Here is a 26,037-nt window from a genome sequence, read left to right on the forward strand (position 1 = left end):
GGAGCTCAACCACGACACGATATAAAGCAGGCTATTAGAATGCTTCGAAGCACATGGCGACGCCCATTCCGCCGCCGATGCACAATGTCGCAAGTCCCTTCTTGGCGCCGCGGCGCTTCATTTCGAACAGAAGCGTGTTGAGCACGCGCGCGCCGGACGCGCCGATCGGATGGCCGATGGCAATCGCCCCGCCATTGACGTTGACGATTTCTGGGTTCCAGCCGAGGTCCTTGTTGACCGCACAGGCCTGCGCGGCGAAGGCCTCGTTGGCCTCGACGAGGTCGAGATCGTTGATAGACCAGCCGGCCTTTTCCAGCGCCTTGCGCGAAGCCGGGATCGGTCCGGTGCCCATGATCTGCGGATCGACGCCGGCGGTCGCCCAGGAGACGATGCGCGCCAGCGGCTGGATACCGCGACGCGATGCTTCCTGTTCTGTCATCAGCACGGCAGCCGCCGCACCGTCATTCAGACCCGAGGCGTTGGCGGCCGTGACCGTGCCTTCCTTGTCGAACGCCGGGCGAAGCTTCGCCATCGCCTCCATGGTGGCACCATGGCGGATATATTCGTCCGCATCGACGGTGACGTCACCCTTGCGCCCCTGGATGACGAAGGGAATGATCTCGTCGCTAAAGCGCCCGGCCTTCTGCGCAGCCTCGGCCTTGTTCTGCGAGGCGACCGCGAACATGTCCTGCTCCTCGCGTGTCAGCTGCCACTGGCGCGCGATGTTTTCGGCAGTCACGCCCATGTGGTAGCCGTAGAAGGCGTCGGTGAGGCCATCCTTGATCATGGTGTCGACCATCTTCATGTCGCCCATCTTGGTGCCGGCGCGCAGGTGCGCTGCATGCGGCGCCATCGACATGGATTCCTGGCCGCCGGCGACGATGATCTTCGCATCGCCGAGCGCGATCTGCTGCATGCCGAGTGCGACCGCGCGCAGGCCGGAACCGCAGAGCTGGTTGATGCCCCAGGCGGTCGCTTCCTTGGGAACGCCGGCCTTCATCGCCGCCTGGCGCGCCGGGTTCTGCCCCTCGCCCGCCGGCAGCACCTGCCCGAGGATCACTTCGTCCACTTCGGAGGCATCGACGCCTGCCCTATCGAGCGCGCCCTTGACGGCCGCGGCACCCAATTCATGGGCGGCGACGGTGGCGAAAGCGCCGTTGAACGAGCCGACGGCCGTACGGCCGGCGCTGGCGATGACGATAGACGGACTGGACATGAAGGTCTCCTCGTTTGCTCCACCACATATAGGTTGAAACTGACAAAGCTTCATCGCCAAGTCAAACGACAAGAGAGCACATGCGAATTTTCGAAAGAACTTACGCTGCGTGAATTGTCTTGCACTAAAAGGGGCTTGCCGCATCGCACAAAGAGATTGTCACCGGCCCGATTTTGCGTCTACACTCCCAAGTGGAGGAATTTCAATGACAATAAGACGGGCTTTGGGAGATTCATATGGCGAAGAATGAGGGCCAGGTAGCGATCAAGAAATACGCCAATCGCCGACTGTATAACACCGGCACCAGCACCTACGTAACGCTGGAAGACCTGGCGGAGATGGTGAAGAAGGGAGAGGACTTCACCGTACAGGACGCCAAGAGCGGCGACGACATCACGCATTCCGTGTTGACGCAGATCATCTTCGAGCAGGAATCGAAGACCGGCAACACGCTGCTACCCATTTCCTTCCTACGCCAGCTGATCACCTATTACGGTGACCAGATGCAGATGGTGGTTCCGAGCTTCCTGGAACACTCCATGCGCGCCTTTACCGAGCAGCAGACGCAGATGCGCGAGCAGGTAACGCGCGCCTTCGGTGAGACGCCGTTGACGAAGAACCTGCAGCTGCCCATGCAGATGGTCGAGGATCAGGTTCGCCGCAACACCGAGATGTTCCAGCAAGCCATGCAGATGTTCTCGCCCTTCAAGGCGCCGGCGACTGCCGCCAAGGAAAGCCGCAAGGCCGAAGCCAAGGACATCGACGAACTCAAGGAACAGCTGCGCGCGCTTCAGAGCAAGCTCGACAGTCTCTGATACCAGACCCCGATCGCTTCGCATCTCCTCAAGCCAAGAGCTCGGGGAGATGCCGAAACTCAAAGCCCGATAGAGACATCCCGCCCGGCACTGCGGATCGATACCGCGAAGCCGCCGACGACATCGATCAATGCGATCGTCAGAAGAATGAAGAACACCTGCGTCGCCGCATCGGGAACGAGAAGGAACTCCACCAGAAACGCGATGAAAACAAGCATGGACAGCATGTGGTTGGCCAGGCTGCCGCGCGCGTTGCGCGTTGCGCGCAAGATCTCGAAGAACAGAACGACGAGCGCCACGACGATGAACAGGTCGCCGAGCGACATGCTCCAGATCGCGCCTGAGATCATCGACAGTACGATGAGGTCATTGTGAAGCGCGGGAAGTCCGCCGCTACCCATGAACCCGACCATCGCAAGATTATAGAGAATGAAAGGCACGACCATCAGCGGAATTGCAGTGAACATGTGGCGGTATTCTCCCTCGGTGGAAGAATAGTGCCGTAAATCACCGCGTCACTTCAAGTGATCATGCGATATATTATTGCCAAAACGCAAAAGGCCGGCACACGGCCGGCCTTGCGAATTCTGCTGAAGCAGAACGCATAATGAAATTATGCGCTTTCCTTCGGCGTCAGAACCTGACGGCCGCGGTACATACCGGTCTTCAGATCGATATGGTGCGGGCGACGCAGTTCGCCGGAGTTCTTGTCTTCAACGTAGGTCGGGGCCTTCAGCGCGTCAGCAGAGCGGCGCATACCGCGCTTGGACGGGCTTGTTTTTCTCTTAGGTACAGCCATTTTTCTTACTCCACTTCACAGGCGAACACATCCAACGGCCAGACTGGCGGCCGAAACGACATATCGCGATTTCGGAAATTTTGCGCGCTTATACATGCCTTGGAGGGGCTTGACCAGTCCCCAGCTTTATTTTTTGAGATTCAACTGAATCTCTGTTCAGACCTCGTCTTCCTCGACGATCCAGGGCTCCGCGCGCGCCGCATCCTCCCAGGCCTTCCAGGCCGGAAGGGCCTTCATCGCCGCCATATAGCTCAACGTATCGCCCGACGCCACAAGATCGTAAATCTCGAAGCGATTGACGACGGGCGCGAACATCGCATCGGCGCCGGAGAATTCACCAAACAGGAAGGGACCGCCGGAATGAGCGCGCAGATCCCGCCAGATCGTCTCGATGCGCGCCACATCGGCCATGACGCCGTCGGCGAGCGCAATCCGGCCCTTCGGGCGGCGCATGTTCATCGGACAGGCGTTGCGCAGCGCCCTGAAGCCAGAGAGCATCTCCATCGACACCGCGCGCGCCACGGCCCGCTTGTCGCGCGCCTTGGGCCATAGGCCGGCTTCGGGAAAAAGCTCGGCGACATATTCGATGATGGCGAGCGACTGCCAGACACGAGTAGCCCCATGCTGCAGCACCGGCACCTGCCCGGTCGGCGAAAACGCCCGGAAATGCGGATTGCCGGCCGCGTTATCGAAGGGAACCAGAACCTCCTCGAACGGGATGCCGGCCGCCGTCAGCGCGATCCAGGGGCGGAACGACCAGGAGGAATAGTTCTTGTTGCCGATATAGAGCGTCAGCCGGTCCAAAGATCTCTCCCTTGCAAGCAAGCGCGGCCGAGCCGCACATCATCCTTCATACGTGCGACCACGCATGCCAGATGATATCTGGGGTCACCAGCGACATCTTCTGATGTCAGTCATAAATGCATCTGATGTATTCGCCGGAATTGCGCGCCCGGCGCTCGATGACGCCGGCGAGACTGCGCAGGCCACGGCCCGGCTTGCCGGCATTGCGGTCGATCGGATTGGGCAGCGACACGGCAAGCAGCGCCGCCTGCCGGCTGGTGAGCTTCGACGCCGGCACCTTGAAATGATAGCGCGCCGCCGCCTCGATGCCGTAGATGCCCGGTCCCCATTCGGCGATGTTGAGATAGATCTCCATCAGCCGCCGCTTCGACCAGACGAAATCGGCGGTGACCGCCAGCGGCAATTCCATCGCCTTGCGCACGAAGGAGCGGCTGTTCCACAGGAACAGGTTCTTCGCCGTCTGCATCGGAATGGTGCTGCCGCCGCGCGTCGCTTCACCGCGCAGCGTGTCGGTGACCAGCATCCGCATCTCGCCCCAGTCGACGCCGCCGTGGAAACAGAATTGCCCGTCTTCCGACATCATTACCGATTGCACCAGAGCCGGCGAGATCTGGTCGATCGACACCCATTGCCGGTCATAGCCGCGCAACAGCACCAGATCGCGCAGCATCAAGGTCGAGACCGGATGGATGAAGGGCAGCACGTAAAGGAAGATCAGCACATAGGGCAGAACAAACAGCGCGGCGATCGCCATAACAATACGCATCATAAGCGAACGACCCTTCAGCCAAACGAGAGCGCGCCGATGGATCGGCATGGCCATGCTGTCGTCTGTCTCCGGCGTGATGTCCAATTCCCCTGACCCAGTCTCGTTCCCCTCTTCTCCATACCGCCTGCAAACTGGCATGGCCAGACACAAAGGAAATCTTGGTCGATCTGTCGACAATTCCGTTGCAAGCCCAAGCCCGACCGTGCCAAACAACGCCGCATGAACGCGCATCTGAAGACATTTGAAAGCCGGCTCTCAGCCAACGCCCGTGAGATCGAAGGCGTGCTCGACGCGCTGCTTTCTCAAGCGGTCTTGGACGACGAGATCGCCCGCCCGGAAAACCTGCGCTCGGCCATGCACTACGCAGTGCTGAACGGCGGCAAGCGGCTGCGCCCGTTTCTGGTTGTCGAGACGGCAACAATGCTCGGCGGCAATCGCGACACCGCCTTGCGGATCGGCGCGGCACTCGAATGCGTTCACTGTTACTCGCTCGTCCACGACGACCTTCCCGCGATGGACGATGACGACCTGCGCCGTGGCAAGCCGACGGTGCACATCGCCTATGACGAGGCCACCGCCATTCTTGCCGGCGACAGCCTGCTCACCTATGCCTTCGACATCATCGCCTCGACATCAGGTATCGACGAGGCGAGCAAGGTCGCGCTGATCCTGGCGCTGTCGCGGGCTTCCGGCCTCGGCGGCATGGCCGGCGGACAGGCGCTCGATCTGGCCGCAGAGAAGCAGGCGCCGGACGAACAGGGCATCATCATGCTGCAGGCGATGAAGACGGGCGCGCTCATCCGCTTTGCCTGCGAGGCGGGCGCCATCGTTGCCGGCAGCCCGGCTGAGGACCGCGCGACGTTGCGCCGGTTCGGCGAACGCATCGGCCTCGCCTTCCAGCTGGCCGACGACATCCTCGACCTGACCGCCGATAGTGCCACCATGGGCAAGGCAACGGGCAAGGACGCCGGCCGCGGCAAGGGCACGCTGGTGGGCCTGCACGGTATGGCCTGGGCCGAAGCGACGCTCTCAGCCCACGTGACCGAAGCCGAAGCGCTGCTGGCCCCCTATGGCGAGCGCACCACGGTTCTCGTCGAAGCCGCCCGTTTCATCGCCGAGCGCAAGAGCTGAGGCGGACAAGCATCAGCAATTGCTGAAAAAGCGTCACCGAGACAAGATTCCGGCGCCCGCTCAGGCCCTGCTCTCTTGCCGAGCGACACGTGGCGCGCCTAAAACTTGGCGCAAGGCCGCAACGATGCGCGGCCGTTTCCAAGAGAAGCGCCATGCACGAGACCCTGAGCTACCTTCCGCAAATCCTGCCTGCCTATATCGCCTATATCGTCGCCGTCATCAGCCCCGGCCCGGCCATCATGGCAATTGTCTCGACATCCATGGTGCATGGCCGCAAGGCCGGCATGACGATCTCGCTCGGCATTTTCGCCGGCTCCTTCACCTGGGCGTGCGCGGCAGCACTCGGGCTTGCCACCATCCTCAACACCTACGCGGTGGCGCTCGAGATCCTGAAGATATTCGGTGGTCTCTATCTGCTCTATCTCGCCTACAAGGCTTTCAAGGCCGTGCGCGCCAACCCGGATATCCAGCAGGCCACCACGCCGAAGAACATGTCGACGCGCGCGTTGCTCCTTCGCGGCTACGGCATTCACGTCACAAATCCGAAGGCGATCTTCGCATGGCTGGCGATCATCGCGCTCGGCATGCCGCAGGGCGCGCCGGCATCGGTCGCCGGGCTGATCGTCGGCATCTGCCTGACGACGGGCTTCATCGTCTTCATGGGCTATGCCGTGCTCTTCTCGACACCGCAGGCGCTGAAGATCTATTCAAGCCTGCGCCGCTGGATCGAAGGCGCCATGGCAGCCTTCTACTGCTTCGCAGGGCTGAAGCTGCTCACCAGCCGGATCTGATTTTGGGTAAGGAAAGCGACGGCGCGGATTACTCCGCCGCCGTCCTGTTCTGGCCGAAACGCTTTTCGATGTAATCGGCGACCAGCGCCTCGAAATCCGACGCGATATTCGGGCCGCGCAGCGTCATCGCCTTCTGCCCGTCGATATAGACGGGTGCCGACGGGCTTTCGCCGGTTCCCGGCAGCGAAATGCCGATATCGGCATGCTTGCTCTCACCCGGGCCGTTGACGATGCAGCCCATGACCGCGACGTTGAGCGCCTCGACACCCGGATACTTGTCGCGCCACACAGGCATGTTCTTGCGCAGGTCGTTCTGGATGTTCTGCGCGAGCTCCTGGAAAACCGTCGACGTCGTACGCCCGCAGCCGGGACAAGCCGCGACGACGGGAATGAACTGGCGAAAGCCCATGACCTGCAGGATTTCCTGCGCCACCTGCACTTCGCGCGTGCGGTCGCCATTCGGCTCCGGCGTCAGCGACACGCGGATCGTATCGCCGATCCCGTGCTGCAGCACGTAACCCATGGCAGCCGACGAAGCGACGATGCCCTTGGTGCCCATGCCGGCTTCGGTGAGGCCGAGATGCAGCGCGTGGTCGGAACGCTCCGACAGCATGGAATAGACGGCGATCAGGTCCTGCACCTGGCTGACCTTGGCCGACAGAATGATGCGGTTGCGTGGCAGGCCGATCTCTTCGGCGAGATTGGCCGAGATCAGCGCCGACTGCACGATCGCCTCGCGGGTGACCTGGCGCGCCGAAAGCGGCGAACCGGCGGCCGAGTTCTCGTCCATCAGCGCGGTCAGCAGTTCCTGGTCGAGCGAACCCCAGTTGACGCCGATGCGCACGGGCTTGTCATAGCGGATCGCCATCTCGATGATGTCGCCGAACTGCTTGTCCTTCTTGTCCTTGAAGCCGACATTCCCGGGATTGATCCGGTACTTCGCCAGCGCCTCGGCGCAATCGGGATGATCGGCAAGCAGCTTGTGGCCGATATAATGGAAGTCGCCGACCAGCGGCACGTCCATGCCGAGGCGCAGCAGCCGGTCGCGGATGCGCGGCACGGCGGCAGCGCTTTCATCGCGATCGACAGTGATGCGGACGAGTTCGGAGCCGGCCTTGTAGAGCGCGGCCACCTGAGCGACGGTCGCGTCGATATCGGCCGTATCCGTATTGGTCATCGACTGGACGACGACAGGCGCGCCGCCTCCGACGATGACGCCGCCGACATCGACGGCGACGGATGCGCGGCGTGGTTTCGGATCAAAATCCGTAGCTGAAGACATGGATAGAGCTCTTGAACCCTTAAATTTCGTGCCTTTCAGGTGGATCATGACCGCCCGCTTGTCAACCCGCGGCATCCATCACTTTGTTTGACGTCTGTCAGTGACCGCCACCAGAGATCCCGTCCGCGTAGCGCGCCAGACTGGAAAGCGCCAGTACCACGAGGAGCAGCACCGGCAGCGCCATGAACACGACGGAGAAGCCGACATGCTCGGCCACGAAGCCGATCGCCGACGGCGCCACCAGCATGCCGGAATAGCCCATGGTGGTAACGACCGAGATACCGATACCCGCCTTCAGATGCGGAATATTGCCCGCCGCCGAGAAAGCGATCGGCACCATGTTGGAGATGCCGATACCGCAGAAGGCAAAGCCAAGGATGGCGATCTCGGCATTCGGCGCGAAACCTGCGAGAAGCATGCCCGCGATGGCGAACAGGGTGCAGATCCTGAGCGTCATGACGCCGCCAAGGCGATCACGAACGAGGTCGCCGGCAAACCGCATCGCCGCCATCGTCAGCGAGAAGGCCGCGAAGCCGAAGCCCGAGAGCGCAACCGAAGCACCGAGTTCCTCGCGTAGATAAAGCGCGCCCCAATCGAGCACCGCCCCCTCAGGCATCATCGAAAACAGCGCGACGAGACCGAGCAGCCACGGCAGCGGCACCATCGGCAGCCGCGTCTTCTCTTTCTTCGTGTCGGGATGCGGCTGGTCGGCAAGGATCATGTTCCACGCAATGGCAAGCGTGATGGCGGCGAGAGCCGTGGCGACGACGGCATGCGCGAACACGCCGAAATGCGCGATCAAAAGCCCGCCGAGACCAGCGCCGATCAATCCGCCCAGGCTCCAGAAGGCATGGCAGGACGACATGATCGCCCGCCGCATCGATTGCTCGACGGCAACCGCATTGGCGTTCATGGCAACGTCCATGGCACCCATGAAGCCGCCGAACAGGAAGATCGCGATTGCCGCCGTCACGATATTGGGCGCCAGCGTCAGCGCCAAAAGGCCGGGCAGCAGGCAGACGGCCATAGCGAGCGACACGACCCGCGATCCATGCCGGGCGATCTGCGCGCCGGCAATCGGCATCAGCGTCAGCGAGCCGATGCCGAGCACCAAGATCATCAGCCCGAGGTGGAATTTGCTGAGCTCCAGCCGCTCGGCGAATTCGGGGATCTTCGGCGCCCAGGAACCAACGGTGAAGCCGTTGATCAGGAACAGCAGCGACACCGCCGTCCTGTTCTTGGTGACGTAGCCGCTTCTGACCGGAAGCGCTGTGTTGACGTGATTATCCATCTCTCTTCCCATATGCACTGGCGCCGGCACTCCTCGTCCGGCGCGTCATTGAACGATATCTATTCGGTTTCGCCGGCAACCAGCGTCTTGCAGCCAAGATCGCGATAGCGCGCCAGCATCTGAGGATCGGCATCGCGCTCGACCACCAGGCAGCCGCAATCGGCGACCGAGAGCACGCCATGCGGCGCGGCCGTGCCGAACTTGTCGGAGGTCACGGCGACAAGCACCTGCCGGCTTTTGGTCGCGACGAAGCGCTTGAACTCCGCATCCTCGAAACCGAAGACGGTGACGCCGGCCGCGATATCGACACCGCAGGCGCCGAGAATGCAGAGATCCGGCGACAATGGCTCCATGTCGCGCATCGCCTTCGCCCCCAGCGCGCCGCCCACCTGCCGGTCGATCAATCCGCCGATCAGGATGACGTTGACGAGCGGCTTGTCGATCAGCGCCGCGGCAATCGAAGGCGCATTGGTCACCGCCGTCAGCGGCAGATCCATCGGCAATGCCATGGCGATCGCCAGGTTCGTGCTGCCGGCATCGAAAAACACGGTCATATCGGCTGCGATCTGCGAAACGGCCGCCGCTGCCAGCGCCTGCTTGCGGTCGCGCGCAATACCGGCGCGGTGATTGAGGCTGCCGCCGGCAGGCGAAACCGGCAGCGCGCCGCCATAGACCCGCTCGCAGAGCCCCGCCGCCGCCATCTCGCGCAGGTCGCGGCGCACCGTATCCTCGGAGACGCCGAATTCCGCCGCGAGCTCGGCGGCCAGCACGCGCCCATGCGTCTGCAGCTTGCGCGAAATGACGCTCTTGCGCTCCTGCAGCAGAAGTTCGTTCGTGTTCATGCCGGATTTAGCCTGACCAATCTCAAATCGATTGAATCATGCATAAACCGATACAAACGTGCAAACAAGCAGCAACTGATAAATCATCGCTTCACATTGTGAAACACTGAACACCAAAACCGTGATAAATGAGAAAAATATTCGCAGTTGCCGATTTTATTCGCAGTTTTTGACGCATCGCGGCATCGGCTTTTCTGCGATTTTCCAGCCATCGAACACACTGGTGAATTGGACAGACACATGAACCTCCTGAAGACCCTCGCCACCGCAGCCCTGATCCAGGCCGCCGCTCTGATGCCGGCACTGGCCGGCGAAAACCTCGCCGCCATCAAGCAGGCGGGCGTGCTGAAGATCGGCACCGAAGGCACCTACGCCCCATTCACCTTCCATGATGCCAACGGCAAGCTTGTCGGCTTCGACGTCGAGATCGGCGAAGCCGTCGCCGCCAAGCTCGGCGTCAAGGCCGAGTTCGTCGAAGGCAAGTGGGACGGCCTGATCGCCGGCATCGACGCCAAGCGCTACGATACCGTCATCAACCAGGTCGGCATCACCGACGCGCGCAAGCAGAAGTATGACTTCTCCGAGCCCTACATCGCCTCAAAGGCCGTGCTCATCGTTCGCGACGGCGACGACAGCATCAAGACCTTCGCCGATCTCAAGGGCAAGAAGTCGGCCCAGTCGCTGACCAGCAACTTTGGCAAGCTGGCCGAGCAGTCCGGCGCCGAACTCGTCGGCACCGACGGCTTCGACCAGTCGATCCAGCTGGTTCTCACCAAGCGCGCCGACGCCACCATCAACGACAGCCTGTCCTTCCTCGACTTCAAGAAGCACAAGCCGGACGCCCCGGTAAAGATCGCCGCACAGGAAGAAAACGCCGACCACTCCGGCATCATCATCCGCAAGGGCGAACCCGAACTGCTGGAAGCGATCAACAAGGCCCTCGTCGATATCAAGGCCGACGGCACCTACAAGACGATCTCCGACAAGTATTTCGGCCAGGACGTCTCGAAGTAAGTCTGAGCCATAGCGCAGATCTCCTCCCAACCCCTCCCCGCAAGGCGGAGGGGCTTTTTATTGGGCGCTTTCAGACTAACTTTCCACGCACGGTGCCGCCTCTTAGCCCCTCCCCCTTGTGGGGAGGGGTTGGTGAGGGGTATTCCACGTCGAACCGATAACCCCCGCGAAAGGGAACGCCCGTGCCGCACTGGCTTCAATTGATGGCGGATTCGCTCGTGCCCCTGTTGTGGGCTGGGCTGGTCTTCACCATTCCGCTGACATTGCTGTCCTTCACCTTCGGGCTCGTGCTCGGCCTGATCACCGCGATCGCCCGGCTCTTCGGCGCCGCTCCCTTCGTCGCGATCGCCCGCTTCTACGTCTGGGTGATCCGTGGCACGCCGCTTCTGGTGCAGCTCTTCGTCATCTTCTACGGTCTGCCCAGCATCGGCATCCTGCTCGACGCCTTCCCGGCCGCCCTCATCGGCTTCACGCTCAACATCGGCGCCTACAGCTCCGAGATCATCCGCGCCGTCATCTCCTCGGTCCCCAAGGGCCAGTGGGAGGCCGCCTATTCGATCGGCATGAGCTGGCGCCAGGCGATGAGCCGGACGATCCTGCCGCAGGCCGGTCGCGTTGCCGTGCCGCCGCTGTCGAACACCTTCATCTCGCTGGTCAAGGATACGTCGCTCGCAGCCGCCATCACCGTGCCGGAGCTCTTCCAGGCCGCCCAGCGCATCGTCGCCACCACCTATGAGCCGCTGATCCTCTATATCGAGGCGGCCCTTATCTATCTCGCCCTGAGCTCGGTTCTTTCCGCCCTGCAGGTCAGGCTGGAACGCCGCTTCGCCCGCTATGGCGGCATGCTGGAGGCAAACGCATGATCGAGCTCTCGAACATCGAAAAACGCTTCGGCGACGCCGTCATCCTGAAGGATATCAGCATCCGCATTCCAGAAGGCAGCGTCACGGCACTCGTCGGCCCCTCGGGTGGCGGCAAGAGCACGCTCCTGCGCTGCATCAACCTTCTGGAAATCCCGACGGCGGGCACGATCCGCCTCGGCGAGGAAACCCTGACCTTCAAGCCCGGCCAGAAGACCAGCTGGCAGGCGATCCAGAAAATCCGCCGGCAGACCGGCATGGTGTTCCAGAACTTCCAGCTCTTCCCCCACCAGACGGCGATCGAAAACGTCATGGAAAGCCTGGTGACCGTGCTCAAATGGCCGAAGGAAAAGGCCCGCAACCGCGCCATGGAGCTCCTGACCAAGGTCGGCATGGCCCACAAGGCCGATGCCTGGCCCTCGACACTTTCAGGCGGCCAGCAGCAGCGCGTGGCGATCGCCCGGGCGCTCGCTCCCTCTCCCCGCGTCCTTCTCTGCGACGAGCCGACATCCGCGCTCGACCCGGAACTCTCCGCCGAAGTCGTCGACGTCCTCGGCCGCCTCGCCAGCGAGGGCACGACCATGGTCATGGCGACTCACGACCTGAGGCTCGCCTCGAAGATCGCCAAGGACGTCGTCTTCCTGGAAGCGGGCAGCGTGGTCGAGACCGGCAGCGCGAGAAACATCTTCACCGCGCCGGAGCGCGAACGCACCAAGCGCTTCATCTCGACGATCAACGCCGCGCATACCTACGATATTTGAGGGATGCTTGCGAGATCATGGGACAAAGTCAGGATTACGGCGTAGCGGATAACCGCAGCCGTAACTCATTGAAACGCCGATTCAAAAACCCGCTCGACGTCATCCTCGGGCTCGTCCCGAGGATCTAAGCACGCCTCCTGGAGTTCAACGGTCCTGCCATTCGCGACGGATCAACACGCGCCATTGAGTCGACTAAAACACGCGCCCAGTGTCCATGCACGTCAAGCAAGTTGGACCGTTGGCAGATCCTCGGGACGAGCCCGAGGATGACGGCAGAGTAAGTGGCCGCGTCCGTAACCTATTGAAACGACACGGTACGCCGCCAAGAACGCCACACAGCGGATAGCTCGACCGGGCGCCGCATGACACGACGCCCGCCAGCATCACTTACCCCGCATAAGTGACCAGCAGGTCCTTGGCGTCGATCTGGTCCCCGGCCTTGACGAGAACTTCGGCGATCGTTCCGTCTTTCTCGGCGTGGATCGCCGTTTCCATCTTCATGGCTTCGATCGACACCAGCACGTCGCCAGCGCTGACCGTCTGGCCGGCCGAGACGAAGGCGCGGGAGATGACACCAGGCATCGGCGCGCCGACATGGGCGGCATTGCCAGGCTCCGCCTTGCGGCGGGCAGCAGCTCCAGTGGCACCATGGGCGCGATCCGGAACCTTGATGCGGCGCGGCTGGCCGTTGAGCTCGAAGAACACCGTGACCATGCCCTGGCTGTCGGTGCCGCTCATCGCCTGGTTGACGATGACAAGCGTCTTGCCCTTCTCGATATCGGCAAACAGCTCCTCGCCGTCGCCAAGACCGTAGAAATAGGCTGGCGTCGGCAGAACCGAGACCGGGCCGTAGGTGTCGGATGCCAGCGCGAAGTCGGTGAAGACCTTCGGATACATCAGGTAGGAGGCAAACTCGAAGTCGTTGACCTCGCGCTCCAGCTTGGTTTCGATCGTCTTGCGCTCGGCATCGAGATCGGCGTCTTCAAGCAGTGAGCCCGGACGCACCGTATAGGGGGCGTCGCCCTTCAGCGCCTTCTTCTGCAGTGCTGCCGGCCAGCCAGACGGCGGCTGTCCGAGATCACCCTTCAGCATCGAGACGACCGATTCGGGGAAGGACACTTCCTTGTCGGCGCTGACGACGTCGGCGACGCTCAGATCCTGGGAGACCATCATCAGAGCCATGTCGCCGACGACCTTGGAGGACGGCGTTACCTTGACGATATCGCCGAACATCTGGTTGGCGTCGGCGTAGGCTTGTGCCACCTGGTGCCAGCGGGTCTCGAGGCCGAGCGAACGCGCCTGTTCCTTGAGATTGGTGAACTGACCACCCGGCATTTCGTGCAGGTAGACTTCCGATGCCGGTCCCTTGAGATCGCTTTCGAAGGCCGCGTATTGGTGGCGCACCGCTTCCCAGTAGAAGGAGATGCGGCGGATCCATTCCGGATCGAGACCCGGATCACGCTCCGAGCCGCGCAGCGCTTCGACGATCGAGCCGAGGCACGGCTGCGAGGTGTTGCCCGACAGCGCATCCATGGCCGCATCGACGGCATCGACGCCGGCATCCACAGCCGCGAGAACGGTTGCCGCCGCAATGCCCGACGTGTCGTGCGTATGGAAGTGGATCGGCAGGCTGGTTGCCTCGCGCAACGCCTTGAACAGCACCTTGGCGGCGGCAGGCTTCAAGAGGCCCGCCATGTCCTTCAGCGCGATGATATGCGCGCCGGCCTTTTCCAGCTGGACGGCGAGATCGGTGTAGTACTTCAGATCGTACTTCGGACGCGCCGAGTTCAGGATGTCGCCGGTATAGCAGATCGCCGCTTCGCAGAGCTTGTTCTCTTCCGCGACCGCATCCATCGACACGCGCATGTTCTCGACCCAGTTCAAGCAGTCGAAGACGCGGAAGAGATCGATACCGCCGGCAGCGGCCTGGCGGACGAAGTATTTGACGACGTTATCGGGGTAGTTCTTGTAACCGACGCCGTTGGCGCCGCGCAGCAGCATCTGCAGCAGCAGGTTCGGTGCCGCTTCGCGCACCTGAGACAGGCGCTCCCACGGATCTTCCGTCAGGAAGCGCATGGAGACGTCGAAAGTGGCGCCGCCCCAGCATTCCAGCGAGAGCAGGTTCGGCAGCGCATGCGCATAGGTGCCGGCGATGCGGGCGATGTCGTAGGTCCGCATGCGGGTCGCGAGCAGCGACTGATGGCCATCACGCATCGTCGTGTCGGTCATCAGCACGCGCTTTTCGTTGCGCATCCATTCGCCGAATTTCTTCGGACCCAGCGTGTCGAGCAACTGCTTGGTGCCGTCCTTGATCGTCGTGCCGTTGGTGTAGGGCACGACGGGTTCGGCGGCATCCGCCGTCGGGCGCGGCCGGTCCTTGGCTTCCGGGTGACCATTGACGGTGACGTCGGCCAGATAGGTCAAGAGCTTCGTCGCGCGGTCCTGGCGCTTGACCTGCTGGAACAGCTCCGGCGTCGTGTCGATGAAGCGGGTGGTGTAGCTGTTATCCTTGAACTTCGGATGCGTGATGATCGCTTCCAGGAAGGTCAGGTTGGTGGCGACGCCACGGATACGGAATTCGCGTAGCGCGCGGTCCATGCGCGAAATCGCTTCCGACGGGCTCGGCGCCCAGGCCGTGACCTTGACCAAGAGCGGATCGTAATAGCGGGTGATGATGGCGCCCGAATAGGACGTGCCGCCATCGAGACGAATGCCGAAGCCGGATGCCGAACGGTATGCGGTGATGCGGCCGTAATCCGGAATGAAGTTGTGCTCCGGATCCTCGGTGGTGATGCGGCACTGCAGGGCATGGCCGTTGAGCTTGATATCGGCCTGTGCGGGCACGCCCGATTCCGGGGTGCCGATCGCGAAGCCGTCGAGAATATGGATCTGCGCCTTGACGATATCGATGCCGGTGACGACTTCGGTGACCGTGTGCTCGACCTGGATGCGCGGATTGACTTCGATGAAGTAGAATTTGCCGGTATCGGCATCCATCAGATATTCGACGGTGCCGGCGCCGACATAGCCCGTGGCACCCGCGATCTTCAGCGAATAGGCGGCCAGTTCCTGGCGCTGCGCTTCACTCAAATAAGGGGCTGGCGCGCGCTCGACGACCTTCTGGTTACGGCGCTGGATCGAGCAGTCGCGCTCGAAGAGATGCACGACATTGCCGTGCGTATCGCCAAGGATCTGGCTTTCGACGTGGCGGGCGCGCTCGACGAGCTTTTCGAGATACACCTCGTCCTTGCCGAAGGCGGCCATCGCCTCGCGCTTGGCTTCGGTCACCTCGCGGGCAAGATCCTTCGGATCGCGAATGGCGCGCATGCCGCGACCGCCACCGCCCCACGAGGCCTTGAGCATGACGGGATAGCCGATCTCGTCGGCCATGCGAGCCACTTCAGCCATATCGTCAGGCAGCGGATCGGTGGCCGGAACGACGGGAACGCCGACCGAGATCGCGAGATTGCGGGCCGCCACCTTGTTGCCGAGCTGGCGCATCGTATCGCCGGTCGGGCCGATGAAGATGATGCCGGCCTTGTTACAGGCATCGACGAATTCGGGGCTCTCGGACAACAGGCCGTAGCCCGGATGGATCGCATCCGCTCCGGCGAGCTTGGCGACACGGATGACTTCGTCGATCGACAGATAGCTCTCGATCGGGCCGAGGTCGCGCGCAAGATGCGGGCCGCGGCCGACCTGGTAACTCTCGTCCGCCTTGAAGCGATGCAGCGCCAGTTTGTCTTCCTCAGCCCATATCGCGACCGTTTTTATCCCGAGTTCGTTGGCAGCGCGAAACACGCGGATGGCAATTTCGGAACGGTTGGCGACAAGGATCTTGGAAATGGGCAAATGCGGTCTCCTCACGGCATCTAAGCGGGCAATGCTGCACCCGCGAAAGGAGTCTTAACCCGCTGTCACGGAAAGTTCAATTTCCCACGACGACACCAGATCGAATTTCTCTAAACTAGCTAACTGATGAGCCCATGGCGGAAAGCAACAGCCACGGCATGCTGGCGGTTCTTTGCCTTCAGCTTGTCCTGCAGACCGTTCATATACCAGTCGACGGTATGGTTGGATATCTGCAACAGCTTGCCGATCTCGACCGACGTCAATCCTTCCCCGAGATATTGCAGGATTTCCATTTCGCGGCGCGTGAGCCGCGTATCGGCGCCCGACAGATCGTCCGACACCGAACCGTCTTCCCCACGCAGTTCAAGAATGCGCCAGAAGGCCCGCTTGGCGATCGCATCAAACAGCGTGATCTCAAGCGGCGACAGATCGACAGGCTTGCCGCCGACGCGCAGATAGCCGAGCACACCGCTTCGCCCATGGATCGGAAACATGTAGCCGTCCTTCAGGCCATAGCCTGAGGCAGCGGACATCACCTGTTCCATCCGCCGATAATGCGGATCCTTTCGGAACGCAGCCAAGCCATCTTTCCAGCGGAACGGCTGTTGCGCGAAGGCGAGATAACGGATCGTCGGATCGTTCAGCATGTATTTCTTGCCGACATAAATCTGCGGCCAACCCTCGGGCCACTCGCCGGCAAGCACGGCCGCAGTCAGATCCTCGCTATGCTTCGGATACCGGAGTAATCCATGAAACTCGAAGCCATAAGACAGGATGACGCGCTTAAGCTCATCGACCACCGCTTCCGGTTTCCGGCACTCTTCAAGAACGACAAGTAATTGAATTAATGAATGAATATTCACTAAAATGCCCCCATCCCATCCCAGGCTTTTAAGTGAAGCCGCTGCGACAGGACCTGCCCCGATAGCGAACGGTTATCGATGCAATTAAAATTAGAGTTCAGAATATCGTTTATGGTTGTGCCAGTTTGACGCGACAACGCAAGGGTTAAATGTCGGGCCTTTTTATTTCCCTAAGAAATTTTACCACATCTGACATCTGCTCATGAAAGCGAGCCATCGCACGGCGGCGAAATTCCAACAATGAATGCCTTGTTAATCGCCAGTTCAGATAGGTTTTTGTAGCATCGCAACATCCGCTATTTCGCAGATGCACAAAGAGGAATTCGCCGTGTCGCTTTTCAAGGTCTATGCAAGAGCTTTGCGCTATCTTGGCGCCTACAAGTTCCGCGTATCCCTGGTCGTTATCGCGAACATCGTGCTCGCAGCGATCACCATCGCCGAGCCGATCCTTTTCGGCCGCATTATAGATGCAATTTCCGGCAAAGGCGAGGTCAAGCCGATCTTGTTCATGTGGGCCGGGTTTGCCGTCTTCAACACGATCGCCTTCGTCCTGGTCGCCCGCGAGGCTGACCGGCTGGCGCATGGCCGTCGCGCAACGCTTCTGACGGAAGCTTTCGGCCGCATTATCTCCATGCCGCTCTCCTGGCATCATCAGCGTGGCACGTCCAATGCCTTGCATACGCTGTTGCGCGCCTGTGAGACGCTGTTCGGCCTCTGGCTCGAATTCATGCGCAATCACCTTGCGACCGCTGTCGCCATCGCCATCCTCATTCCGACGGCAATCTCCATGGACGTCCGTCTGTCCGGCGTGCTTGTCGTGCTTGGTATCGCCTACTGGCTGATCGGCCGTCTCGTCATGAGCCGCACGAAGGATGGCCAGGCTTCGGTCGAAAACCACTACCACACGGTTTTCTCGCATGTCAGCGACTCGATCAGCAACGTCTCGGTGCTGCACAGCTACAACCGTATCGAAGCCGAAACCAAGGCGCTGCGGTCCTTTACCGAACGCCTGCTGCAGGCCCAGTACCCGGTTCTCGACTGGTGGGCACTGGCAGGCGCGATGAACCGTATGGCTTCGACCATCGCCATGATGATCATTCTCGTCATCGGTACTGTCATGGTCCAGGCCGGCGAGTTGCGCATCGGTGACGTCATCGCCTTCATCGGCTTTGCCAACCTTCTGATCTCGCGTCTCGACCAGATGCGCCAGTTCGCCTCGCAGATCTTCGAGGCCCGTTCCAAGCTCGAGGACTTCTATGCTCTCGAAGACTCGGTCCGTGATCGCGAAGAGCCTGCCGGCAACGCCGACATCACCGACGTGAAGGGCGAAGTCGAGTTCCGCAACGTGTCGTTCCGCTTCGGCAACACGGCACAGGGCCTGCACAACGTGTCCTTCACCGCCAAGGCTGGCCAGACAGTTGCGATCGTCGGTCCGACCGGCTCGGGCAAGACCACGATGATCAACCTGCTGCAGCGCGTCTACGACCCCGACAGCGGCCAGATCCTCGTCGATGGCCACGATACGACGAAGATCACCCGCAAGTCGCTGCGTCGCTATATCGCCACGGTGTTCCAGGACGCTGGTCTGCTCAACCGCTCGATTAGCGACAACATTCGCCTCGGTCGGGAGAACGCTTCGGATGAAGACATGCGCCGCGCGGCAGAAGCTGCCGCTGCAGCAGACTTCATCGAGACCCGCGAAGACCAGTACGACACCCATGTCGGCGAACGCGGCAACAGGCTTTCGGGTGGCGAGCGCCAGCGTGTGGCCATCGCCCGCGCCATCCTCAAGGATGCGCCGATCCTGGTGCTGGACGAGGCGACGAGCGCGCTCGACGTCGAAACTGAAAACCGCGTGAAGGCTGCGATCGACAATCTTCGTCAGAACCGCACCACCTTCATCATCGCCCACCGTCTGTCGACGGTTCGCGAAGCCGACAAGGTTCTCTTCCTCGACAACGGTCGCGTCGTCGAAGAAGGCAGCTTCGACGAGCTCAGCCAGAGCAACGGCCGCTTCGCCGCACTGCTCCGCGCCAGCGGTATCCTGACGGACGAGGAAGTCCGCAAGGCACACACGACCGAAGCCGCCTAAGTCAGGCACTTCACGAAAACGATAGAAGCCGGATGGTCCGCCATCCGGCTTTTCTCGTGCTCGGACGTGGGCTGCAACAGCAAAGCCTGACTGCAGCGCCTTAGACTAAAGTCATAATCCCAAAGCCGCTCTCCGTAAGCGTGGTGTTTTCTGGCACACTTTCCTCGGGCGAACCGCGACCAGGGGTATGCTTTGAGGAGAGTATGGTCGCGCGCCGCATTTCACATCATTCTGTGGAGGACAGAACATGGCAAATGTCGCAAGCGTCGGGGGCGCGAAAGCCGGACCGATGACATCGGAGGAGAAGAAGGTCATCTTCGCCTCCTCGCTCGGCACCGTTTTCGAGTGGTACGACTTCTATCTCTACGGTTCGCTGGCCACCTATATCGGCGCGACCTACTTCACCCAGTATCCGGAAGCCACCCGCAACATCTTCACGCTGCTGGCCTTTGCCGCCGGCTTCCTGGTTCGCCCGTTCGGCGCACTGGTCTTCGGCCGCCTCGGCGATCTCGTCGGCCGTAAATACACCTTCCTGGTGACGATCCTGATCATGGGTCTTTCGACCTTCCTGGTCGGTATCCTCCCCGGAGCAGCCACCATCGGCATCGCCGCACCGATCATCCTGATCGCGCTTCGCCTGCTGCAGGGCCTGGCGCTCGGAGGTGAGTATGGCGGGGCAGCCACCTATGTGGCCGAGCACGCGCCGAACGGCCGCCGCGGCTATTTCACGTCATGGATCCAGACAACGGCAACGCTCGGCCTTTTCCTGTCGCTGATCGTCATCGTCGGCGTCCAGTTCATCATGGGCAAGGAAGCCTTCGCCGCCTGGGGCTGGCGCATTCCTTTCCTGGTCTCGGTTGTCCTTCTCGGCGTCTCTGTCTGGATCCGCGTGCGGATGAACGAATCCCCCGCCTTCCAGAAAATGAAGGCGGAAGGCAAGGGCTCCAAGGCGCCGCTGACGGAAGCATTCGGTCAGTGGAAAAACGCCAAGATCGCCCTCATCGCCCTGCTCGGCGCCACCATGGGCCAGGCGGTCGTCTGGTACGGTGGACAGTTCTACTCGCTGTTCTTCCTGCAGAACGTTCTGAAGGTCGACCTGCAGGCAGCCAACATCATGGTCGCCGTCGCCCTCATCCTTGCCACACCTTTCTTCGTCATCTTCGGCGGCCTGTCGGACAGGATCGGCCGCAAGCCGATCATCATGGCCGGCCTGCTGATTGCGGCAGTCACCTACAATCCGCTTTTCAAGGCCCTGACCTGGACCGCCAACCCGGCGCTTGCCGAAGCCCAGGCCTCGGTTCGCGCAACGGTCACAGCCGATCCGACGGACTGCAAGTTCCAGTTCAACCCGACCGGCACATCGAAGTTCACCAGCTCCTGCGACGTGGCGACAGCCTTCCTGACCAAGAACTCGGTGCCTTATGATGTCGTCCCAGGTCCTGCCGGCCAGCCGGCGACGGTCAAGATCGGCGATGAAACCATCACCAGCTTCGATGCGGTCGCTGCCGGCGACAAGGCCAAGGGCCTGACGGCGGCCTTCGAGAAAAGCGTCAACATCGCGCTCCACGACGGTGGCTACCCGCTGAACCGCGGCGCCATCAAGGTGCCGGACGCGAAGCTCGATGCCTTCATCGCCGCCAATCCCGAGCTCGCGCTGAACGCCGATGCAGTCCGCTCCGGCACCAAGGAAACGATGCCGGCCGACAAGCTGGTGGCAGCAAAGCTGCTGACGGCGGATGAAGCCAATGGCGTCACCGACATGGCGGTCTACAATATTGCCGGCGGCGGCACCTTCGCCATGGCGGCCGATCCTGCACGTGTCAACTGGATCGGCACGATTGCCATCCTGTTCGTGCTGGTTCTCTATGTGACGATGGTCTATGGCCCGATAGCGGCATTGCTGGTCGAGCTCTTCCCGACCCGCATCCGCTACACCGGCATGTCGCTGCCCTATCACATCGGCAACGGCTGGTTCGGGGGGCTGCTGCCGGCAACGGCCTTCGCGATGAGTGCGGCCACCGGCGACATCTACTTCGGCCTCTGGTATCCGATCATCTTCGCCGCGATCACGCTTGTGATCGGCCTGATTTTCCTGCCGGAAAGCAAGAACCGCGATATCCACGCAATGGATTGATCTTTCCCGAAAAGACAGACCACGCCCGGCGCTCCAAAGGCGCCGGGTTTTCTATTGCCGGAAACAGCCGCTTGGGCTGCGGCCAGCCGCCAACGCCTGGGCGAAACAGAAGATTGTGACGCGCATAGACGATGGCAATCATCAGCGAAAACCACCCTCCGAGCGCCAGGCCGGCGATCACGTCGCTCGGATAATGCGCACTCACCATGACCCGCGTCATGCCGAACCACAGCGCACAAGCCACGAAAGCAATGCGATAGCGCGGGAAGAGCAGCGCAAAGGCGGCGAAGAAGGCGCCGATCGTCGTTGCGTGGCCTGATGGGAAGCTTTCGAAGGAATGACCGGAGAAGGACGAAAACGAGAAGATGCCGTAGTCCTGGAAATGTTCCGGCCGGGCCCGCCCGATCAGCCTTTTCAGGAGATTTGCAACCAGTCCCGACAGCGCGATCGAGGTCAGGAGATAACAGCCGATCCAGCTGACCCTGAGCGCCTGCAGGCGATGGCGGACGCTGGTGGCGGTGCGCGACGATGCCCAGCCCTGGAACAGAAGGAAGGCGCTGACGATGATGATCCAGTCGGACTTGCCGAAATCGGTCAACATCAGGCCGACCCTGCGAATGGTTGGCGGCACGTGATCGCCGCCAACAGGACCATCGAATAACAAAAGCGAGAGGATCACGGCGTTGACCGTGACGAACAGACAGGATTGCCAACGCAGATGCGGCATGCCGTGACGACAGCGGAGCCTGCGTTTCTCAAGCGAAGAGAGAAAGGATTTCATGTCTGTCGGCGGTCCTAGTCAGGGGTTGTCGATCAACGACCGAGACCTAGCAGAAGCAGACTACAGAATTTTTACGTAGGCGCTTACAACAAGCGGCTGAGCCGCGGTATCGGCCACCCGCCATCGCGCCCGATCGAGAACACCAGACCGAAACGCGCGAACAGGATGGACGTGGCAAAGGCGATCCACGCACCAAGCGCAAGCCCCGCCGTAACGTCACTGGGATAATGGACGCCGATGATGATACGAGTGGCGCCCAGCCAGAGACCAATGGCCACGAAGCCAAGGCGAAAACGAGGAAAGAGCAGCGCCAGCGCCATGAACAGCGCCCCGATATTCGCCGAATGCCCGGATGGAAAGCTCTGGTGCAGGAAATCCATGTTGAACGGCGCGAAACTGAAGATACCCTCCTGATCATAGATCAGCGGTCGCGCGCGCCCGATCGCAAACTTCAGGGAGTTGGCGATGATGGCGGTGAACAGGACGGATAGCGCTACATAGGCAGTCATCTGCCCGAAATAGATCATCCGGAACCGCTCGCGCACTTTCCACAAGCGCCGTCGGACCAGATAAGCGGTCGCAACAATGGTTGTAAGCCCGGCGAGAATCCATGCAAGCCTGCCGATATCGGTAATATCGCCGGCAAGAGTGACCAGCGGCTGCGCCAGTTCCTTGGCCGCAATACCGAGCGGGCGATCAAACACAAAGAAGGCGATGGCAATGGCATTGATCGCGGAAAAGGCAAACCCCTTCCAGGGAACCCGGCGATGGATCGTACGGCGCGCCTGGTAGCGCTTCTTCAGATAGCTCCAGAAACCCGGCCTTCGATCGCTCTCGCTCATTCTACTCCCGCTCTTTTCTCAATGCAGGAGGGAGATAGGGGCGGCGATAGGCACCTTCAATGCAAAGACCCTCCGCATCGTGAGATGCGAAGGGTCTGAAAGATGTTTCACGTGAAATATCAGGCAGAAAGCGCCTTGAACTCGGCGAGGATCGCTTCGCCCATCTCGACCGTGCCGACCTTCTTGGCGCCATCGGCCATGATATCGGCGGTGCGGATGCCCTGGTCGAGCACGTTGGCGATCGCCTTCTCGAGATTGTCGGCTTCCTTGACCATGGCGAAGGAGTAGCGCAGGCACATGGCGAAGGAGGCGATCATCGCGATCGGGTTGGCAATGCCCTTGCCGGCGATGTCAGGCGCCGAACCATGCACCGGCTCGTAGAGCGCCTTGCGCTTGCCGGTCTTGCCATCAGGCGCGCCAAGCGAAGCCGACGGCAGCATACCGAGCGAGCCCGTCAGCATGGCGGCAACGTCGGATAGCATGTCTCCGAACAGGTTGTCGGTGACGATGACGTCGAACTGCTTCGGCGCACGCACCAGCTGCATGCCGCCGGCATCCGCCAGCATGTGCTCGAGCTTGACGTCCGAATACTTGTCCTTGTGGGTCGCGGTCACGACCTGGTTCCACAACACGCCCGACTTCATGACGTTGCGCTTTTCCATGGAGCAGACGCGGTTCTGGCGCGTACGGGCCATTTCGAAGGCCACGGCCGAGATGCGCTCGATCTCGTAGGTGTCGTAGACCTGCGTATCGATGGCGCGCTTCTGGCCATTGCCGAGATCCGTGATGGTCTTCGGCTCGCCGAAATAGACGCCACCAGTCAGTTCGCGGATGATCAGGATATCGAGGCCTTCGACCAGTTCCGGCTTCAGCGAGGAAGCGGCAGCGAGCGCCGGGTAGCAGATGGCGGGACGCAGGTTGGCGAACAGTTCAAGATCCTTGCGCAGGCGCAGCAGGCCGGCTTCGGGACGCACCTCATAGGGAACGTCATCCCACTTCGGGCCGCCGACGGCGCCGAAGAGAACCGCATCCGCCGAAAGCGCCTTCTGCATGTCGGCTTCGGAGATCGCCGCGCCATGCGCGTCGTAAGCACAACCGCCGACCAGACCTTCATCGGTGGTGAAACCAGCCGACATCTCTTCGTTCATGAAGGCAATGATCTTGCGGACCTCACCCATAGCCTCGGGACCGATGCCGTCACCCGGCAGCAGGAAAAGATTGCGCGTCGTCATGGAAACCTCCGGGAAAAACAAGTTGCGGCTTATTATCCCTCGACAGAAGGCATTTCAAGCGACCAAGAGGCCGTTTCGGTACGGTTGACGCCAGAGTTGAACGATCAGTTGACCCCGTAATTTGCCTGGGCAACAAGAAGGGCATCGTGACCATGATCTGGAAAACGCCCATGCCCGCCGCACCGCTCCATCTCGACACCCCGCTCTTTCGCACCGCCGCCGACTATAGCGCCGCAAACCGGCCGCTCTGGCTGAAGCTGGACGCGCTGCAGCCGGCAGGAAGCTTCAAGCTGCGCGGCGTCGGCAGATTGTGCCAGCATGAGGTGGAAAACGGCGCGAAAGAAATCTTCTGCGCCTCCGGCGGCAATGCCGGCATCGCCGCGGCCTATGCCGGCCGCGCGCTCGGCGTACCCGTCACCATCGTCGTGCCGGAAACCACCTCGGAGGAAGTACGCCACTCGATCGCAGCCACCGGCGCCGCCGTTCTCGTCCATGGTTCTGTCTTCGACGAGGCCAATGCCCATGCGGTCAATCTCGCCGCAGAGTGCAAGGCCGCCTATGTGCACCCGTTCGACCACCCGCTGCTCTGGGAAGGTCACGGCACACTGATCGACGAAGTCGTTTCCAAGGGCGTCGAATTCGACTGCGTGGTCGCCAGTGTCGGCGGCGGTGGACTGCTTGCCGGCATCGTCGCCGGCCTGAAGCGCAACGGCCTCGATAATGTGCCCGTTATCGCCGTCGAAACCGAGGGGGCCGCATCCTTTAACGCCAGCCTGGCCGCCAGCGAACGCATTACCCTGCCCGCCATCACCTCGATCGCCACCTCGCTCGGCGCCCGCCAGGTCGCCCAGCATGTCTTCGACCTTCCCAAGCATCATCCGATCGAGAGCGTGACGGTGACTGACGCCGAAGCCGTCGCCGCCTGCCTGAAATTCGCCGACGCCTATCGCATCCTCGTCGAACCCGCCTGCGGCGCCGCCCTTGCGGTCACCGACACCCACCCCGACCTCCTCGCCCGCTTCAAAAACCCGCTGATCGAGGTCTGCGGCGGCATCGGCGTGTCGCTGGAAAAGCTCAAGATGTGGAGAGAACGGCTGCTCTGAGCGGCCGGGCCGATCAGGCGTCGCTGTCTTCATCGTTATCCTTCGGATCCTCGGTGTCCAGCAATTCGGCAGGCGCCAGTGCATCCTTCTGCCGACCGTCGCGGATCGCGGAGATTTCGATAAAGCCGCCTCGCTCACGTATTGTAAGGATCAGCGGTGGCATGCTCACCTTCCGCGTTCCTTCAATGATACCCTTCTCTGTCATCGCGGGAAAAGACGACAGCAGATGCTTCAGGGTTTCAAGTCGATCGATCAAACGTCTCGCTGCGGCCGGATTAACTGTCGCCAGGTCTACGACCCTCTTCAAAAACCAACGCTCGGCGCTTTTAGAGAGGCGTACGGGCGGCATCAGCCGGCCCGTCTATGCCGACGCTCCGCGGCATCAACAATTGCCCGGGCTTTCTGAAGCACATCATCCAGATCGACGCTCTCGCCACGATCAAGCTCGGCGAGCCCCTCTGCGTCACGCAGAATGTCGTTTCCCTCGTTGGCGAGATACTGCTCAAGCGCCTTGCGCATGATCCAACTGCGATCACGATCCAGCACTTCTGCAATATCATCGAATGCCGTAACGAGCTCGGTTGGCAGCCGTAAAGACACCTGTGATCTATCTTGGTTCGGCATGGCAAACTCATCCCGCAATTCACTGGGATGCAGTGTAACCCAACGCATGACCGTTTCAAAGCACGGCAACAACGCCACCGTGCAGCCAAAGAAAAAGCCGGCGGGAGAGAACCCGCCGGCTTGATCATGCAATCTTGTC

Annotated in this window: 23 protein-coding genes and 1 pseudogene; 9 read left to right on the plus strand and 15 right to left on the minus strand. The window is 61.4% G+C overall.

Annotated elements, in window-relative coordinates; translation table 11 throughout:
- Positions 1-34: 34 nt before the first annotated feature.
- A complete protein-coding gene (locus tag ACODTZ_RS19140) occupies positions 35-1,216 on the minus strand; it encodes an acetyl-CoA C-acetyltransferase (RefSeq protein ID WP_209234490.1) in 1,182 nt (393 codons plus the stop codon).
- Between the two features lie 236 nt (positions 1,217-1,452).
- Between ACODTZ_RS19140 and phaR the strand changes: the two genes are divergently transcribed.
- A complete protein-coding gene (phaR, locus tag ACODTZ_RS19145; protein WP_018901844.1) occupies positions 1,453-2,031 on the plus strand; it encodes a polyhydroxyalkanoate synthesis repressor PhaR in 579 nt (192 codons plus the stop codon).
- Positions 2,032-2,090: 59 nt separating this feature from the next.
- On the opposite strand, the gene ACODTZ_RS19150 is transcribed toward phaR, so the two are convergent.
- The 4 genes from ACODTZ_RS19150 to mtgA form a co-directional block, all read right to left on the minus strand.
- Positions 2,091-2,498, minus strand: coding sequence for a hypothetical protein (locus tag ACODTZ_RS19150; protein ID WP_047508975.1), 408 nt, complete (start codon positions 2,496-2,498; stop codon positions 2,091-2,093).
- A gap of 146 nt (positions 2,499-2,644) precedes the next feature.
- Positions 2,645-2,830 carry a 50S ribosomal protein L32 gene (gene rpmF, locus ACODTZ_RS19155; protein WP_003543812.1) on the minus strand — a complete coding sequence of 62 codons (186 nt, stop codon included), beginning with the start codon at positions 2,828-2,830 and terminating at the stop codon, positions 2,645-2,647.
- A 156-nt stretch (positions 2,831-2,986) separates the two neighbouring features.
- Positions 2,987-3,634 carry a glutathione S-transferase family protein gene (locus tag ACODTZ_RS19160; protein WP_489027266.1) on the minus strand — a complete coding sequence of 216 codons (648 nt, stop codon included), beginning with the start codon at positions 3,632-3,634 and terminating at the stop codon, positions 2,987-2,989.
- A gap of 106 nt (positions 3,635-3,740) precedes the next feature.
- Positions 3,741-4,487, minus strand: a complete 747-nt coding sequence (mtgA, locus tag ACODTZ_RS19165; protein WP_489027268.1) for a monofunctional biosynthetic peptidoglycan transglycosylase — start codon at positions 4,485-4,487, stop codon at positions 3,741-3,743.
- Between the two features lie 135 nt (positions 4,488-4,622).
- On the opposite strand from mtgA, the gene ACODTZ_RS19170 reads away from it, so the two are divergent.
- Both ACODTZ_RS19170 and ACODTZ_RS19175 read left to right on the plus strand, forming a co-directional pair.
- Positions 4,623-5,534 (plus strand): polyprenyl synthetase family protein, encoded by a 912-nt coding sequence (locus ACODTZ_RS19170; protein WP_489027270.1) that lies wholly within the window; start codon positions 4,623-4,625, stop codon positions 5,532-5,534.
- Between the two features lie 152 nt (positions 5,535-5,686).
- Positions 5,687-6,325, plus strand: a complete 639-nt coding sequence (locus ACODTZ_RS19175) for a LysE family translocator (RefSeq protein ID WP_018901839.1) — start codon at positions 5,687-5,689, stop codon at positions 6,323-6,325.
- A 28-nt stretch (positions 6,326-6,353) separates the two neighbouring features.
- Here ACODTZ_RS19175 and ispG read toward each other — a convergent pair whose 3' ends face one another.
- The 3 genes from ispG to ACODTZ_RS19190 form a co-directional block, all read right to left on the minus strand.
- Positions 6,354-7,607: a flavodoxin-dependent (E)-4-hydroxy-3-methylbut-2-enyl-diphosphate synthase gene (gene ispG, locus ACODTZ_RS19180; protein ID WP_489027272.1), complete on the minus strand. Its 1,254-nt coding sequence runs from the start codon at positions 7,605-7,607 to the stop codon at positions 6,354-6,356.
- 97 nt (positions 7,608-7,704) lie between these two features.
- Complete coding sequence (locus tag ACODTZ_RS19185; RefSeq protein WP_018901837.1) at positions 7,705-8,898, minus strand: MFS transporter; 1,194 nt, start codon at positions 8,896-8,898, stop codon at positions 7,705-7,707.
- A 59-nt stretch (positions 8,899-8,957) separates the two neighbouring features.
- Positions 8,958-9,740 (minus strand): DeoR/GlpR family DNA-binding transcription regulator, encoded by a 783-nt coding sequence (locus tag ACODTZ_RS19190; RefSeq protein WP_489027275.1) that lies wholly within the window; start codon positions 9,738-9,740, stop codon positions 8,958-8,960.
- A gap of 240 nt (positions 9,741-9,980) precedes the next feature.
- Between ACODTZ_RS19190 and ACODTZ_RS19195 the strand changes: the two genes are divergently transcribed.
- From ACODTZ_RS19195 to ACODTZ_RS19205, 3 genes are all read left to right on the plus strand, one after another.
- Positions 9,981-10,754 (plus strand): amino acid ABC transporter substrate-binding protein, encoded by a 774-nt coding sequence (locus ACODTZ_RS19195; RefSeq protein ID WP_489027277.1) that lies wholly within the window; start codon positions 9,981-9,983, stop codon positions 10,752-10,754.
- 182 nt (positions 10,755-10,936) lie between these two features.
- On the plus strand, positions 10,937-11,617 hold the full coding sequence (locus ACODTZ_RS19200; RefSeq protein ID WP_113009335.1) for an ABC transporter permease subunit: 681 nt from the start codon (positions 10,937-10,939) through the stop codon (positions 11,615-11,617).
- The gene (locus ACODTZ_RS19205) at positions 11,614-12,375 is read left to right on the plus strand and encodes an amino acid ABC transporter ATP-binding protein (protein WP_489027279.1); all 762 of its coding nucleotides are present in this window, start codon (positions 11,614-11,616) and stop codon (positions 12,373-12,375) included. The genes ACODTZ_RS19200 and ACODTZ_RS19205 overlap by 4 nt, the downstream gene beginning before the upstream one ends.
- Before the next feature lie 387 nt (positions 12,376-12,762).
- Here ACODTZ_RS19205 and pyc read toward each other — a convergent pair whose 3' ends face one another.
- Both pyc and ACODTZ_RS19215 read right to left on the minus strand, forming a co-directional pair.
- Positions 12,763-16,227, minus strand: coding sequence for a pyruvate carboxylase (gene pyc / locus ACODTZ_RS19210; protein ID WP_489027281.1), 3,465 nt, complete (start codon positions 16,225-16,227; stop codon positions 12,763-12,765).
- Between the two features lie 119 nt (positions 16,228-16,346).
- Entirely contained in the window at positions 16,347-17,090 is a 744-nt protein-coding gene (locus ACODTZ_RS19215; RefSeq protein WP_112982850.1) for an autoinducer binding domain-containing protein, read from the minus strand.
- Between the two features lie 328 nt (positions 17,091-17,418).
- On the opposite strand from ACODTZ_RS19215, the gene ACODTZ_RS19220 reads away from it, so the two are divergent.
- Both ACODTZ_RS19220 and ACODTZ_RS19225 read left to right on the plus strand, forming a co-directional pair.
- Complete coding sequence (locus tag ACODTZ_RS19220) at positions 17,419-19,182, plus strand: glucan ABC transporter ATP-binding protein/ permease (protein ID WP_047509234.1); 1,764 nt, start codon at positions 17,419-17,421, stop codon at positions 19,180-19,182.
- A 247-nt stretch (positions 19,183-19,429) separates the two neighbouring features.
- Positions 19,430-21,316 carry an MFS transporter gene (locus tag ACODTZ_RS19225; RefSeq protein WP_489027284.1) on the plus strand — a complete coding sequence of 629 codons (1,887 nt, stop codon included), beginning with the start codon at positions 19,430-19,432 and terminating at the stop codon, positions 21,314-21,316.
- A gap of 52 nt (positions 21,317-21,368) precedes the next feature.
- On the opposite strand, the pseudogene ACODTZ_RS19230 reads toward ACODTZ_RS19225, so the two are convergent.
- The 3 genes and pseudogenes from ACODTZ_RS19230 to leuB all read right to left on the minus strand — a co-directional run.
- A pseudogene (locus ACODTZ_RS19230) lies at positions 21,369-22,097 on the minus strand (phosphatase PAP2 family protein); the annotation flags it as partial.
- 83 nt (positions 22,098-22,180) lie between these two features.
- Positions 22,181-22,939: a phosphatase PAP2 family protein gene (locus ACODTZ_RS19235; protein WP_489027286.1), complete on the minus strand. Its 759-nt coding sequence runs from the start codon at positions 22,937-22,939 to the stop codon at positions 22,181-22,183.
- 119 nt (positions 22,940-23,058) lie between these two features.
- Positions 23,059-24,171, minus strand: coding sequence for a 3-isopropylmalate dehydrogenase (gene leuB, locus ACODTZ_RS19240; RefSeq protein WP_112982854.1), 1,113 nt, complete (start codon positions 24,169-24,171; stop codon positions 23,059-23,061).
- 170 nt (positions 24,172-24,341) lie between these two features.
- On the opposite strand from leuB, the gene ACODTZ_RS19245 reads away from it, so the two are divergent.
- Positions 24,342-25,274 carry a pyridoxal-phosphate dependent enzyme gene (locus ACODTZ_RS19245; RefSeq protein WP_489027288.1) on the plus strand — a complete coding sequence of 311 codons (933 nt, stop codon included), beginning with the start codon at positions 24,342-24,344 and terminating at the stop codon, positions 25,272-25,274.
- Between the two features lie 13 nt (positions 25,275-25,287).
- Here the strand turns inward: ACODTZ_RS19245 and ACODTZ_RS19250 are convergent, their stop codons facing one another.
- Positions 25,288-25,623, minus strand: coding sequence for a type II toxin-antitoxin system RelE/ParE family toxin (locus ACODTZ_RS19250; RefSeq protein WP_489027290.1), 336 nt, complete (start codon positions 25,621-25,623; stop codon positions 25,288-25,290).
- Positions 25,623-26,030, minus strand: a complete 408-nt coding sequence (locus tag ACODTZ_RS19255; protein ID WP_489027292.1) for a CopG family ribbon-helix-helix protein — start codon at positions 26,028-26,030, stop codon at positions 25,623-25,625. The genes ACODTZ_RS19250 and ACODTZ_RS19255 overlap by 1 nt, the downstream gene beginning before the upstream one ends.
- Positions 26,031-26,037: the final 7 nt, after the last annotated feature.

This window comes from Rhizobium sp. FG113 (assembly GCF_057809895.1).

Bases quoted from the DNA above. Each gene is read 5' to 3' on its own strand.
- ACODTZ_RS19140 (WP_209234490.1), bottom strand. From the start codon at position 1,216: ATGTCCAGTCCGTCTATCGTCATCGCCAGCGCCGGCCGTACGGCCGTC.
- ACODTZ_RS19195 (WP_489027277.1), top strand. From the start codon at position 9,981: ATGAACCTCCTGAAGACCCTCGCCACCGCAGCCCTGATCCAGGCCGCC.
- ACODTZ_RS19225 (WP_489027284.1), top strand. From the start codon at position 19,430: ATGGCAAATGTCGCAAGCGTCGGGGGCGCGAAAGCCGGACCGATGACA.
- ACODTZ_RS19250 (WP_489027290.1), bottom strand. From the start codon at position 25,623: ATGCCGCCCGTACGCCTCTCTAAAAGCGCCGAGCGTTGGTTTTTGAAG.
- rpmF (WP_003543812.1), bottom strand. From the start codon at position 2,830: ATGGCTGTACCTAAGAGAAAAACAAGCCCGTCCAAGCGCGGTATGCGC.
- leuB (WP_112982854.1), bottom strand. From the start codon at position 24,171: ATGACGACGCGCAATCTTTTCCTGCTGCCGGGTGACGGCATCGGTCCC.
- ACODTZ_RS19205 (WP_489027279.1), top strand. From the start codon at position 11,614: ATGATCGAGCTCTCGAACATCGAAAAACGCTTCGGCGACGCCGTCATC.
- ACODTZ_RS19170 (WP_489027270.1), top strand. From the start codon at position 4,623: ATGAACGCGCATCTGAAGACATTTGAAAGCCGGCTCTCAGCCAACGCC.
- ACODTZ_RS19235 (WP_489027286.1), bottom strand. From the start codon at position 22,939: ATGAGCGAGAGCGATCGAAGGCCGGGTTTCTGGAGCTATCTGAAGAAG.
- ACODTZ_RS19190 (WP_489027275.1), bottom strand. From the start codon at position 9,740: ATGAACACGAACGAACTTCTGCTGCAGGAGCGCAAGAGCGTCATTTCG.
- ACODTZ_RS19245 (WP_489027288.1), top strand. From the start codon at position 24,342: ATGCCCGCCGCACCGCTCCATCTCGACACCCCGCTCTTTCGCACCGCC.
- ACODTZ_RS19175 (WP_018901839.1), top strand. From the start codon at position 5,687: ATGCACGAGACCCTGAGCTACCTTCCGCAAATCCTGCCTGCCTATATC.
- ACODTZ_RS19185 (WP_018901837.1), bottom strand. From the start codon at position 8,898: ATGGATAATCACGTCAACACAGCGCTTCCGGTCAGAAGCGGCTACGTC.
- ispG (WP_489027272.1), bottom strand. From the start codon at position 7,607: ATGTCTTCAGCTACGGATTTTGATCCGAAACCACGCCGCGCATCCGTC.
- ACODTZ_RS19150 (WP_047508975.1), bottom strand. From the start codon at position 2,498: ATGTTCACTGCAATTCCGCTGATGGTCGTGCCTTTCATTCTCTATAAT.
- phaR (WP_018901844.1), top strand. From the start codon at position 1,453: ATGGCGAAGAATGAGGGCCAGGTAGCGATCAAGAAATACGCCAATCGC.